Origin of the sequence: Ochrobactrum sp. BTU2 (assembly GCF_024539785.1) — a bacterium.
Taxonomy (GTDB): domain Bacteria; phylum Pseudomonadota; class Alphaproteobacteria; order Rhizobiales; family Rhizobiaceae; genus Brucella; species Brucella anthropi.
In genome coordinates this window covers 494,758-508,438 of record NZ_JAHWRG010000002.1, presented here as the reverse complement: position 1 = coordinate 508,438, position 13,681 = coordinate 494,758, and the positions used below count along the sequence as shown (strand labels likewise).

Here is a 13,681-nt window from a genome sequence, read left to right as displayed (position 1 = left end):
GATTGAACGTCGTTTTCCCCTTTCACACCGGCCCTGTTTATCCTACCTAGACCCCAATCATGATGATTGGAGTTTCGGGTGAAAGCGCCAAAGGGAAAAGGCAAAAAGCCGTCGGGCGGCAAACAGGACCGTCGTTTCGAGCGCGCAAGACATGATGCGCCGCGTTCAGAAAGCAAATTTGAAGGCCGATTTGATGGCAAGTCTGACAATAAAGGCTCGTCTTTCAAAAAGCCGCGTCCCCAATTCGCCAAGGCCGCACCCAAGCCCGTAGACGACAAGCCCGCTACTCCGCTTCGCGAAATCAAGCCTTATGCCGGCGCACGCCCGGGAGAACGACTGCCGCTCATCCTCGAAACGGAACCCTCGCCCGATTATGCGCTTCTCGACAGCGGCAACGGGTTGAAGCTCGAGCAATATGGTCCCTATCGGATCGTCCGCCCGGAAGGTCAGGCAATCTGGCTGCCAAGCCTGCCACAAAGGGAATGGGATCAGGCCGACGCCGTCTTCACCGGCAACACCGACGAGGAAGGTATGGGACGCTGGGCCTTTCCGAAAGTGCCGCTCGGCGAAACATGGCCGATGCAGCACGATGGCATTTCCTTTCATGGCCGTTTCACCTCGTTCCGCCATGTCGGCGTGTTCCCAGAGCAGGCCGCGCATTGGTCCTATATGGATGGGCTTATCCGAGATGGGGTAAAGTCTGGACGCAGCGTTAAGGTGCTCAATCTTTTCGGCTATACGGGCGTCGCCTCGCTGGTAGCGGCACGTGCAGGTGCGGAAGTGACCCATGTGGATGCCTCCAAGAAGGCCATTCTCTGGGCGCGTGAAAATCAGGAAATGGCCGGGCTTTCGGACAAGCCAATCCGATGGATCTGTGAAGACGCGATGAAATTCGTTCAGCGTGAGGAACGGCGCGGCAGTTTCTATGACATCATCCTGCTTGATCCGCCTGCCTATGGGCGCGGACCGAGCGGCGAGGTTTGGCAGTTGTTCGAGCATCTGCCCGCAATGGTCGATACATGCCGGTCCATCCTGACGCCAAAACCGCTCGCCGTCATCCTGACTGCCTATTCGATCCGCGCATCCTTCTTCGCCATTCACGAACTGATGCGCGACCGTTTCACCGGCCTTGGTGGTACAGTCGAATCGGGCGAACTTATTCTGCGCGAACGTTCCGCCGATCAGTCGGGAGGACGCGCGCTTTCCACATCCATGTTCAGCCGCTGGGTAGCAAAATGAGCCGTGACGACGATTTTTCCAAAGGCGGCTCTCGTGCCGAATATTCCAAGGTAGGTCAGGTGAAGGAAGTCACCAGCCTCACCAACCCTATCGTGAAAGATCTCCGCTCGCTGGCGCTGAAAAAATTCCGCGACCAGCAGGGCGTGTTTCTGGCCGAAGGGCTGAAGCTCGTCATCGACGCGCTCGAACAGGACTGGCGCATCAAGACGCTGGTCTTCGCCAAGTCCGGCAAGGGCAACAAGATGGTCGAGCAGGTTGCCGCCCGCACCTTCGCCAAGGGCGGGCTGGTGCTGGAAGTGACTGAAAAGATCATGGCTGCCATTACCCGCCGCGACAACCCGCAAATGGTGGTCGGTGTTTTCGAACAGCAATATCGCCCGCTCGCAAACCTCAAGCCGAAGAACAACGATGTTTATATCGCGCTCGACCGCGTGCGCGATCCCGGCAATCTGGGCACTGTCATCCGTACCGCCGATGCGGTCGGCGCCAAGGGCATCATTTTGATCGGCGACACCACCGACCCCTATTCGCTGGAAACCGTGCGCGCCACGATGGGCTCGGTCTTTTCCATGCCGCTCTATAAAGTGACGGAAGCCGACTTCCTCAACTGGCGCAAGGACATTTCGGGCCTTGTCGTCGGCACCCATCTGAAAGGTGCGGTCGACTATCGCACCATTCCCTATGCCAACAAGCCGGTCGTGCTGATGATGGGCAACGAACAGCAGGGCCTGCCGGACAGTCTGGCCGATACTTGCGACAAGCTTGCTCGCATTCCGCAGGCAGGCCGTGCAGATTCCCTCAATCTTGCAATTGCCACCGGCGTCATGCTCTACGAAATTCGTCGCGACGCACTCACGCTCGATGAAAGGGTTTCCGGATGAAGCGACACGCAGTCTGGTCCTCACTGTTCGTCGTTGTTCTCACCATACTGATCGATCAGGGTGTCAAACATCTGGTGGAAACGCGGATGGGCTACGGCCAGCAGATCGACCTGCTACCGTTCCTTGCCTTGTTTCGTACGCACAATGAGGGCATCGCCTTTTCCATGCTGGCATGGCTGCATGATTGGGGACTGGTCGCAATCACCGCAGCAGTTATTTTGTTCGTACTTTACCTGTGGTGGACCAACGCGCCGGACCGCATCTTCGCACGCTACGGTTTTGCACTTGTCGTCGGCGGCGCCATCGGCAATCTTATCGACCGCGTGATGCACGGTTACGTCGTAGATTATATTCTGTTTCACCTGCCAACCTGGTCATTCGCAGTTTTCAACCTCGCCGACACCTTCATTACAATCGGTGCAGGTCTCATAATTCTGGAGGAATTCCTCGGCTGGCGGCGCGAACGGGCCGCCCGCTAACCCGCCGGGTTGAACAGTCCCTGCCTTTCGCATAATTTGATCTCTTAAAATTAAAAGCTTTTTGAAGAGGATAAGGTCCAGTCATCCGAATTGACACATTGGTGACATGCTTCTGTCATCGTCGCGTAGCACTGAATCTGTACTGCTTCGGTCGAACTGGACACCCTGTCCATGCAATCGGCTGAACAAGGATTGGAATTGGCTAGCTCTCGCCGAAATATCCGTGGGAAAGCCGTTCAGGAATACGTGAATAGACAAATCAGGAGCCATCATCATGACAGTACTGCTTGGAATGGACCAGCAAATCATTGATGATACGGTCATGTCAGGCTTAGAAGCACAACAGGCGCTGTTCGCGTCCAACGGCGATCCCATCGTTCTGGGACGCATCGGATCGCTGGAAGTACGGCTTGCAAATTCACGCGAGGCGGTAGAAGCCGCGCAGGAATTGCGTTTCCGCGTCTTCTTCGACGAAATGGGCGCACGCAGGGAAAGCATCGAAGCCGTGGAGCTTCGAGACGCTGACCGTTTCGACGCTATTTGCGATCATCTGCTCGTTTATGACACCGCCCTGCCCGTGCCGGAGCATCAGCAGATTGTCGGCACCTATCGTCTGATGCGTAGCGATCAGGCAGAACAGGCGCTCGGCTTTTATTCTGCCGATGAATATGACGTGCAGCGTCTGGCCCTTTCACGCCCGAACCTCCGCCTGCTTGAACTGGGTCGCTCCTGCGTGAAGGCGGAATACCGCTCCAAGCGCACTGTCGAGCTTCTTTGGCAAGGTGCCTGGGCCTATTGCCGCCGCCATTCCATCGATGTGATGTTCGGCTGTGCTTCATTCCACGGCGCGGTGCCTGCAGCGCACGCGCTCGGCCTGTCGTTCCTCCATCACAACTGCCGTGCCACCGATGACTGGGACGTTCGTGCCCTGCCCAATCGTTATCAGGCCATGGACCTGATGCCGAAGGAAGCGATCAACAACAAGGTTGCGCTGTTCTCCATGCCGCCACTGGTCAAGGGTTATCTGCGTCTTGGCGCGATGATCGGAGACGGCGCAATAATCGACGAGGCATTCGGCACAACCGATGTCTTCATCATCCTGCCGATTGAGCGCATTTCCAGCCGCTACATCACTTACTACGGCGCGGAAGCGAACCGCTTCGTGTAGTCTGTAGATATTCCGGTTCTGACGGCCTGCAAACGGCGCTGTTTTGCGCTTCCGGTGCTCATGTACCCAAAAGTACATTCCGTTCCGGGTCGCAAACATCACCATTTTCGGCTCGTCATAACCAGAATCTCAAACAGACTGGGGCACCCTACCTGGCCAGAACCCATCACGCCCTGCCTGCCAGTTCCTTCAACTTGTAGATCAGATCCAGCGCTTCTCGCGGAGTCAGTTCGTCTGGACTGATTGCAGAGACAGCCTTGGTCAGGTCACTATCTTTCCCCTGAACCTGCAGCTTCGGCTTTTCCTGCTGCAAGACGACAGAGAACAGCGGCAGATCATCGATCAGCTTGTCCGCCTTGCCCGAGGTTTCGCCCGCTTCAAGCTGGTGCAGCACATCGCGCGCGCGATTGACGACCGCTTCGGGCAGCCCCGCCAGACGCGCCACCTGCACGCCATAGGAACGATCGGCAGCCCCTTTCGCCACCTCATGCAGGAAGACGACATCATTGTCCCACTCCTTGACCCGCATGGTGACGTTGGAAAGCCGCTCAAGCTTTTCTGAAAGTGCAGTCATTTCATGGAAATGCGTGGCAAACAAAGCCCGGCAACGGTTCTTCTCATGCAGATATTCAACCGCTGCCCAGGCAATGGACAATCCGTCGAAAGTGGCTGTACCGCGCCCGATCTCATCGAGGATCACCAGCGAGCGTTCGCCTGCCTGATTGAGGATCGCAGCCGTTTCCACCATTTCAACCATAAAGGTTGAACGCCCGCGTGCCAGATCGTCGGAAGCACCGACACGACTGAACAGCCTGTCCACGACACCGATCTTTGCAGAACCCGCAGGCACGAAGGAGCCCATCTGTGCCATGATCGCAATCAGCGCATTCTGGCGCAGGAAGGTTGACTTACCGCCCATGTTCGGGCCGGTCAGAAGCCAGATCGCACCATTGCCGCCGTCTGCTTGCGGCGAGAGATCGCAATCATTGGCGACGAACGGATTGGCCGCTTGACGCCGGAGGGCCTGCTCTACGACCGGATGACGACCCGCGACAATGTTAAAGGACAGACTGTCATCGACTTGCGGGCGGCAATAGCCCTGCTCTTCCGCCAGCACGGCAAGCGATGCCGAGACGTCGAAAACAGCGAGCGCCGATGCGGCGGCACGGATACTATCAGCATGGGAGACCGCTTCCGCCGTCAATTCCTCAAACACGGCAAGCTCGATTGACAATGCGCGGTCGGCAGCATTGGCGATCTTGCTTTCCAGTTCCGCCAGTTCGGTCGTGGTAAAGCGCATGGCATTGGCCATGGTCTGGCGATGGATGAAACGGCTCTTGGCTTCATCCGTATCCGTCATCGCCCCGGCATTGTTGGCCGTCACCTCGATAAAATAGCCAAGCACATTGTTATGCTTGATCTTCAGCGACTTGATACCGGTTTCTTCGATATAATTGGCCTGCAGACCGGCGATCACCCGGCGTGACTGGTCACGCAAAGCCCGCATTTCATCGAGTTCGGAATTATAGCCTCCGCGTACAAAACCACCATCGCGTTTCAGAAGCGGCAATTCATCAGCCAAGGCCCGGTCGAGATGGGCGGTAAAGATGGCGGGCATGGCACTGACGGCATCGCGGGCATGTGCCAGTTCGTCGGGCAGCAAAGCGCTTTCCAGCAGGCTCGCAATGACATGCGCAGCCTCGAAGCCTCGGGCAAGGCTACCCAGATCACGCGGGCCACCGCGCCCGACGGCAAGGCGCGAAAGACCGCGCGGCATATCCGGCACGCCCTTCAGTTCCGCGCGCATGGCTTCACAGAGCGACTGCTCGCTCAGGAACCAGGAAACGGAATCGAGCCGCAGCGCGATTTCCTTCGGATTGGTCAGCGGCGCGGTCAGGCGTTCGGCAAGGAGTCGCGCACCGCCGCCCGTCACCGTGCGATCAACCGCCTTCAGCAAACTGCCGTCTCGATTGCCCGACATGGTGCGGGCAAGTTCCAGACTGGCGCGTGTGGCCGGGTCGATAAAAAGCGTGCCGCCCTCATGTTCGCGTTCGGGTCGCATCAAGGGTGGGCGCTCGGAAATCTGCGTCTTCTCGATATAGGCGATTGCACCGGAAATAGCTGAAAGTTCAGGACGGCTGAACTGGCCGAAACCATCAAGCGTTGCCACATTGAAATAGCGCTGAATACGCGTCTCTGCGGCGGCACTGTCGAAGAGAGTTGCCGGTTGCGGCGTTACCGCCTTGCCGACCAGATCGAAGACCGGGCGTAGCTCCTCATCGTGGAAGGCGCTGTCAGCCACGACCAGTTCGCGCGGGTCGACCCGCATCACATCGGCGAAAAGCCGGTCCGGCGTGGTTTCCGCCACACGGAAAGTTCCGGTTGAAATGTCGATCCAGGCGAGCGCCAGCGCACCATCGCCGCGCGTGCGCCCCATCGCCATCAGGAAATTGGCTTCGGACGGATCCAGCAGCTTTTCTTCGGTCAGCGTGCCCGGTGTGACGAGACGGATCACATCGCGCTTCACCACCGATTTGGAGCCGCGCTTCTTCGCCTCTGCCGGGTCTTCCACCTGTTCGCAAACCGCGACGCGATAGCCCTTGGCGATCAGCTTCTGCAGATAATCGTCGGCGGCATGGACCGGCACGCCGCACATGGGAATATCCTCGCCCAGATGCTTGCCGCGCTTGGTGAGCGTGATGCCGAGTGCCGCAGAGGCTTCCACTGCATCATCGAAGAACAGCTCGTAAAAATCGCCCATGCGATAGAAGAGCAACGAATCGACATTCGCCGCCTTGATCTCAATATATTGTTCCATCATGGGCGTCAGGCGAACGGGCGCTGCCTCGGCGGTGTTTTCTTCCGCTTCCGAGCCGTGTTCGTTAGCCGTCGTTTCCATCTAAAAACCTTCATTTATTGCTTAGCCGGCGAGGCTAAAGTTATAAAATTTCGTATTCCATCGTTTTTGGATGAATATCTATTCCTCGAAGCACTGTTTACACGATGCGTGACTGGCGCTATCGAGGTTCTCCCGCAGATGAAACCGGAGGGAACATGCCAGCCTCGACGCCGAAGGGCAACACATCAGAACGCGCACCCACAGCCAGTGAGAAGGAAGCGCTAGACTTTCACGCGCAGGGTCGCCCGGGCAAGCTGGAGATCAACCCCACCAAGCCCATGACCACGCAGCGCGATCTGTCGCTCGCCTATTCTCCGGGCGTTGCCGTGCCGGTGAAGGCAATCGCCGAAGACGCCGCCCGCGCCTATGACTATACGGCCAAGGGCAATCTCGTCGCTGTCATTTCGAACGGCACCGCCATTCTCGGCCTCGGCAATCTTGGCGCGCTCGCATCCAAGCCGGTGATGGAAGGCAAGGCCGTGCTGTTCAAGCGCTTCGCTGATGTCGATTCCATCGATCTTGAGGTCGATACCACCGACATCGATGCCTTCATCAATGCGGTACGCTATCTCGGGCCGTCGTTCGGCGGCATCAATCTGGAAGATATCAAGGCGCCCGACTGCTTCATCATCGAGCAGCGCCTGCGCGAACTGATGGACATTCCGGTTTTCCATGACGACCAGCATGGAACGGCTATCATCGCCGCTGCCGGCCTCATCAATGCGCTGCATCTGACCGGCCGCGACATGAAGACGACGAAGCTCGTCTGCAATGGCGCGGGCTCGGCGGGTATTGCCTGTATCGAGCTTATCAAGGCGATGGGCTTTGCCTCGGAAAACGTCATCCTGTGCGACACCAAGGGCGTCGTCTATCAGGGCCGCGAAGAAGGCATGAACCAGTGGAAGTCCGCCCATGCGGTGAAGACTGACAAGCGGTCCCTCGCAGATGCCATGAACGGCGCGGATGTCGTGTTCGGCCTTTCGGCCAAAGGTGCGTTCACGGAAGACATGGTCCGTTCCATGGCGCCGAACCCGATCATCTTCGCGATGGCCAATCCTGACCCGGAAGTAACGCCCGAAGAAGTGGCGCGCATCCGCGACGATGCCATCGTTGCCACCGGTCGTTCGGATTATCCGAACCAGGTCAACAATGTCCTTGGTTTTCCTTACATCTTCCGTGGCGCACTCGACGTACGTGCAACCACCATCAACGATGCGATGAAAATCGCAGCCGTCAATGCATTGGCCGAACTTGCCCGCGAGGACGTGCCGGACGATGTGGTTGCCGCCTATCAGGGCAGCCGTCCGCGCTTCGGCTCAAGTTACATCATTCCGGTGCCGTTTGATCCGCGTCTGCTTGCATCCGTCTCGGCTGCCGTCGCCAAGGCAGCGATGGAAACCGGCGTTGCCGGGCGTGCCATTGCCGACATCGAAGGCTACAAGCGCGAACTGTCGGCACGTCGCGATCCGATTGCCTCGACGCTGCGCGGCATCTATGAGCGCGTGCGTCGTCAGCCGAAGCGCATCGTCTTTGCCGAAGGTGAAGAAGAACAGGTGATGCGTGCCGCCGTTTCCTACGTCAATCAGGGTCTCGGCACCGCTATTCTGGTTGGCCGCGAGGAACGGGTGAGGGATACAGCCAAGGCTGCCGGTCTCGACCTCGACCGTCCCGGCATCGAAATCATCAATGCGCGCCTGTCGAGCCGCAATGCGGCCTATGCCGACTATCTTTACGAGAAACTGCAGCGCAAGGGCTATCTGACGCGCGATTGCCACCGTCTCATCAACAATGACCGCAATCATTTTGCGGCCTGCATGGTGGCGCTCGGCGATGCCGATGGCATGGTGACGGGCGTGACCCGCAATTACGCGACAGGTCTCGACGATGTGCGTCGCGTGATCGATTCCAAGCCCGGCCATCGCATGGTCGGTGTTTCCATCGCACTTTGCCGCGGGCGCACAGTGTTCATCGCCGATACCGCCGTTCATGAAATGCCGACCGCAGCAGAGCTTGCCGATATTGCGGTTGAAGCTGCGGGCATGGCACGCCGCATGGGTTATGTGCCACGTGTCGCACTGACCGCCTTCTCGACTTTCGGCCATATGGGCGGTGAACGCTCCGCGCGCATTCAGGAGGCCGTCCGCATTCTGGCAACACGTCATGTCGATTTCGAATTCGACGGCGAAATGAGTGCCGATGTGGCGCTGAACCCGAAGCTGATGGAACAATATCCGTTCATCCGCCTGTCGGGCCCGGCCAATGTGATCGTCACGCCGGACAATCATTCGGCCTCGATTGCCGCCGACATGCTGCAGGAACTGGGTGGCGCAACGATTATCGGCCCGTTGCTCGTCGGTCTCGACAAGCCAGCGCAGATCGTCACCATCGGAGCGAAGGATTCCGACATCGTCAATATGGCGGCAATTACCGCCTATAACGCGACGAACTGAAAGATCAGCGAAGAGCAATACAAAGGCCGGGTTTTCCCGGCCTTTGCTTTTGGATATTCATCATCCATAAAAGCGGCTATAGGATAGCCATCGTCCACTATCCTTTTCTCCGCAAACCGGATCTACATGCCGCATGAGCGCACACGACCTTAAGCTGGAAGAGATCGTCAATCCCGAGACGCTACGCCGCAAGCTCAACGAACTGGCGGATTCCACGGACGAAAACTACACCAGTCCTACCGTGCGAAAAGTGGTGCTTCAGGCTCTGAAGGACGCTTTGGTGCGCGGTCGCGCCAATGCCGAAGGCATGTTGATGAAGGATGGTGGCGGCACGCTCTGCGCCAAACGCCTGTCCTTTCTCATGGATACGCTGATTGAGGCGCTGTTTGAATTCGCCACCACCAAAGCCTATCCGATGATCAACCCGTCGAAGGCCGAGAACATGGCTATCGTCGCGGTCGGCGGTTACGGGCGCGGCGGGCTGGCGCCTGGGTCAGATATCGATCTTCTGTTTCTGCTGCCCTACAAGCAGACCCCCTGGGGCGAGCAAGTTGTCGAATACATGCTCTACATGCTGTGGGACATGGGACTGAAAGTCGGCCATTCCACGCGCAACATCGATGAGTGCATCCGGCTTTCGCGCGAAGACATGACGATCCGCACGGCACTTCTCGATGCGCGGTTTCTCACCGGCAATCGCGAGCTTTTCAAAACGCTTGTTACCCGCTTCGACGAGGAAATCGTCAAGGATACCGGCCCGGAATTCATCCAGGCCAAGCTTGCGGAGCGCGACCAGCGCCACCGCAAGGCAGGCGAAACCCGCTATCTGGTTGAGCCGAACGTGAAGGAAGGCAAGGGCGGCCAGCGCGACCTGCATACGCTGTTCTGGATCACCAAATATTTTTACCGTGTCAAAACGAAAGAAGAGCTGGTCAAGCTCGGCGTTCTGTCACGAGCCGAGCTGAAGCTGTTCAACAAGGCGGAAGATTTTCTTTGGGCGGTGCGGTGCCACATGCATTTCGCGACGTTGAAGGCAGAAGAACGCCTTTCCTTCGACATCCAGCCGGAAATCGCCCAACGCCTTGGCTATACGGCGCATCCCGGCCAGAACTATGTCGAACGTTTCATGAAGCATTACTTCCTCGTGGCCAAGGATGTGGGCGATCTCACCCGCATCATCAGCGCAGCGCTGGAGGAGCAGCAGGCCAAGCATGTACCGGGCTTCAACCGCATTTTCCTTACGTTCTCGCGACGCAAGCGCAAGCTTTCCGCCGACGGCGACTTCGTTTCGGAAAATCACCGCATCAACATCGCACGGCCAGAGGTTTTCAAGGAAGACCCGGTCAATATCATTCGTCTCTTCCATCTGGCCGACAAACACGGGCTGGAATTTCACCCCGAAGCAATGCAGAGCCTCACGCGCTCACTGAAACTCATCAATTCCGATCTGCGTGAAAATCCTGAAGCGAACAAGCTTTTCCTCGAAATCCTGACCTCGCCGCGCAACCCCGAACTCATCCTGCGTCGCATGAACGAATCCGGCGTGCTTGGAAAATTCATTCCTGACTTCGGCAAGATCGTCGCCATGATGCAGTTCAACATGTACCACCATTATACGGTGGACGAGCATTTGTTGCGTTGCATCGCCGTGCTGTCGGAAATCGAGCATGGTGAGCTTGAAAACGAACATCCGCTTTCAAACCACCTCATCACGACAGTCAAGCGCGACCGCAACCTGCTTTATGTGGCGCTGCTCTTGCACGACATCGCCAAGGGGCGCCCGGAAGATCATTCCGTTGCTGGTGCGCGCATCGCCCGCAGGCTGGGACCACGGCTGGGTCTTACCCCTACCGAAACAGAAACCGTTGAATGGCTTGTGCGCGAACATCTGACCATGAGCATGGTCGCGCAGTCACGTGATCTCAACGATCGCAAGACCATCATCGACTTCGCCGACACCGTGCAGACCATGGAGCGGTTGAAGCTCCTCCTGATCCTGACCGTCTGCGATATCAAGGCGGTTGGTCCCGGCGTGTGGAATGGCTGGAAGGGCCAGCTTCTGCGTACGCTCTTCTACGAAACCGAACTGGTCCTGACCGGTGGCTTTTCGGAATTGTCCCGTGCCGACCGCGACCATCAGGCGCGAGAGGCGCTGGCGGACCGGCTCTCTGATTGGCCGAAGGACAAGCGCGATGCATACCTGGCGCTTCATTACACCAACTATTTCCTGACTGTCAGCCTCGAGGATCAGGTCCGGCACGCCCATTTCATTCGCGAAGCCGACCGCAACGAGCGGGCGCTGGCCACCATGGCCAAGCCGCATACTTTCGAGGCGGTTACGGAAATCACGGTACTGGCGCCTGACCATCCGCGCCTGTTGTCGATCATCACCGGTGCCTGCGCAGCAGCTGGTGCCAACATTGTCGACGCGCAGATTTTCACCACTGGCGACGGGCGCGCACTGGATACCATTCTCATCAGCCGCGAGTTCGACACTGATGACGACGAGCGCCGCCGTGCCGAACGCGTCGGCAAGGTCATCGAGGATGTTTTGTCCGGCAAGGCCCATCTGCCCGACGTGCTGGCCAAGCGCACCAAGCCGAAGAGGGCCGCCAAGGCGTTCAAGGTGGAACCGCGAGTCGAGATCAACAACACGCTTTCGAACAAGTTTACCGTCATTGAAGTGGAAGGTCTGGACCGGCCCGGTTTGCTTTCAGAACTGACTGGCCTTATTTCCGACCTTTCGCTGGATATTGCATCGGCTCATATCACCACCTTCGGCGAGAAAGTGATCGACAGTTTTTATGTGACTGACCTTGTGGGCCACAAGATTTCAAACGCCACCCGTCAGGGCAATATCAGGCGCAAGCTGCTTGGTGTTCTCAGCGGCGAAAATGGCAGCAAGACAAACGGCCGCTCATCTCAGGCCGCAGCATAGGTTTTTCAGTAAATGAGTTTGGTCAAAAAGTTCGCCACGGTCGCGTCCGGAACGCTGATGAGCCGCATTTTCGGCTTCACGCGCGAGATGTTCATGGCGGCAGCGCTCGGCACCGGTCCAGTAGCCGACGCCTTCAATGCCGCTTTCCGGTTCCCGAACACCTTTCGCCGGCTCTTTGCCGAAGGCGCGTTCAATTCAGCCTTCGTGCCGCTTTTTGCCAAGGAAATAGAGAAGAACGGCATGGACGGCGCGCGCCGTTTTTCCGAAGAAGTGTTCGGCGTTCTCTTCACGGTGCTTCTGTTCCTGACCATCGTGATGGAACTTTCGATGCCCTTCATCGTACGGACGATAATTGCACCGGGTTTCACCGACGATCCGGTGAAGTTCGACAATACGGTGCGTCTCGCCGTTATCATGTTCCCCTATCTCGCCTGTATGTCGCTGGCGGCGATGATGGGCGGGATGTTGAATTCGCTGCATCGCTATTTTGCAGCGGCCATTGCGCCGGTATTCCTCAACATCATCCTGATCGGGGTTCTGGCTTTCGCGTGGTGGCGTGGCTATGACGCGCTTTCGGTCGGCTATGGCCTTTCGTGGGGCGTGATGGCTGCAGGTCTGGTCCAGCTTGCCATTGTGTGGATCGCCGTGCGCAATGCAGGTATCAAGATCGGCTTCCGCCGTCCACGTCTGACCTCGAACGTCAAACGGCTTCTCGTGCTAGCACTGCCCGCAGCGATCACCGGCGGCATCACGCAGATCAACCTGCTCATCAACACCAATATCGCATCCGGCATGGAAGGCGCGGTATCGTCGCTCGTCTATGCGGACCGCATCTATCAGCTTCCGCTCGGCGTCGTCGGCATCGCCGTCGCAACCGTGCTTCTCCCGGAACTGTCACGCGCGCTGCGTGGCGGGCACATGAAAGAAGCGTCGAACCTTCAGAACCGCTCGGTTGAGTTCACCTTGTTTCTAACGCTACCGGCCGCTGCTGCCCTGCTCGTCATGTCGGAACCTATCGTCCGGCTTCTGTTCGAACGCGGCAAGTTCAGCCCGGATTCCACGCTCGTCGTTTCCAATATTCTGGCCATCTACGGCCTCGGCCTGCCCGCGTTCGTGCTGATCAAGGCGTTCATTCCCGGTTTTTTTGCCCGCGAAGACACCCGCACACCGATGATCTTCGCTGCCATTTCGGTGGCGGTGAACGTCTCGCTCGCCATCACGCTTTTCCCGCATTTCGGTCCGACCGGCATCGCCACGGCTGAAATCGTTGCCGGATGGGTCAACGCTATCCTGCTGTTCGCCATGCTCGTGAAGCGCGGCCATTGGGGGCGGGATATTCCGCTGCTCACCCGTATTCCGCGTCTCCTCATCGCTGCCGCGATCATGGCATTCGGAATCCACTATGCCATCGGCCATTTTGCCTACGAGCTTTCCTCCGCAGCGCCGCTTGCTCTGCGGGCGGGAACCGTCACCGCTATCGTTGTTGCGGCAATGGTGGTCTATTTCGGTTTGGCCTTCGGTCTGGGTGGCGCCAATACGGGAATGATCCGTCGCAACATCAAGCGCGGTGCGGCAAAGAAAGCCCCTGAAAGCGAGCAATAATTCAAGCTTGAAAGGCGGCTGCGTC

8 protein-coding genes are annotated in these 13,681 nt (G+C 58.0%); 7 read left to right on the top strand and 1 reads right to left on the bottom strand.

The features are described from left to right. The first annotated feature begins 78 nt into the window (after positions 1 to 78). The 4 genes from KWJ32_RS07050 (at position 79) to KWJ32_RS07035 (ending at position 3,767) form a co-directional block, all read left to right on the top strand. Positions 79 to 1,239, top strand: coding sequence for a class I SAM-dependent rRNA methyltransferase (locus KWJ32_RS07050; protein WP_011982367.1), 1,161 nt, complete (start codon positions 79 to 81; stop codon positions 1,237 to 1,239). Continuing rightward, entirely contained in the window at positions 1,236 to 2,120 is an 885-nt protein-coding gene (locus KWJ32_RS07045) for an RNA methyltransferase (protein ID WP_011982366.1), read from the top strand. Before KWJ32_RS07050 ends, KWJ32_RS07045 begins: the two co-directional genes overlap by 4 nt. After that, positions 2,117 to 2,599 carry a signal peptidase II gene (gene lspA / locus KWJ32_RS07040; protein WP_010657996.1) on the top strand — a complete coding sequence of 161 codons (483 nt, stop codon included), beginning with the start codon at positions 2,117 to 2,119 and terminating at the stop codon, positions 2,597 to 2,599. The genes KWJ32_RS07045 and lspA overlap by 4 nt, the downstream gene beginning before the upstream one ends. A 274-nt stretch (positions 2,600 to 2,873) precedes the next feature. Further along, positions 2,874 to 3,767 carry a GNAT family N-acetyltransferase gene (locus tag KWJ32_RS07035; protein WP_256885954.1) on the top strand — a complete coding sequence of 298 codons (894 nt, stop codon included), beginning with the start codon at positions 2,874 to 2,876 and terminating at the stop codon, positions 3,765 to 3,767. Between the two features lie 166 nt (positions 3,768 to 3,933). Here the strand turns inward: KWJ32_RS07035 and mutS are convergent, their stop codons facing one another. Then, entirely contained in the window at positions 3,934 to 6,666 is a 2,733-nt protein-coding gene (gene mutS, locus KWJ32_RS07030; RefSeq protein ID WP_011982364.1) for a DNA mismatch repair protein MutS, read from the bottom strand. 155 nt (positions 6,667 to 6,821) lie between these two features. Here mutS and KWJ32_RS07025 point away from each other — a divergent pair, with 155 nt between their 5' ends. The 3 genes from KWJ32_RS07025 to murJ all read left to right on the top strand — a co-directional run bounded on the left by KWJ32_RS07025 (position 6,822) and on the right by murJ (position 13,656). Beyond that, positions 6,822 to 9,116, top strand: coding sequence for an NADP-dependent malic enzyme (locus tag KWJ32_RS07025; RefSeq protein WP_029925933.1), 2,295 nt, complete (start codon positions 6,822 to 6,824; stop codon positions 9,114 to 9,116). A 133-nt stretch (positions 9,117 to 9,249) separates the two neighbouring features. Beyond that, positions 9,250 to 12,054, top strand: a complete 2,805-nt coding sequence (locus KWJ32_RS07020; protein WP_125333689.1) for a [protein-PII] uridylyltransferase — start codon at positions 9,250 to 9,252, stop codon at positions 12,052 to 12,054. Positions 12,055 to 12,066: 12 nt separating this feature from the next. Next, entirely contained in the window at positions 12,067 to 13,656 is a 1,590-nt protein-coding gene (gene murJ, locus KWJ32_RS07015) for a murein biosynthesis integral membrane protein MurJ (protein ID WP_010657991.1), read from the top strand. The last annotated feature ends 25 nt before the right edge of the window (positions 13,657 to 13,681 follow it).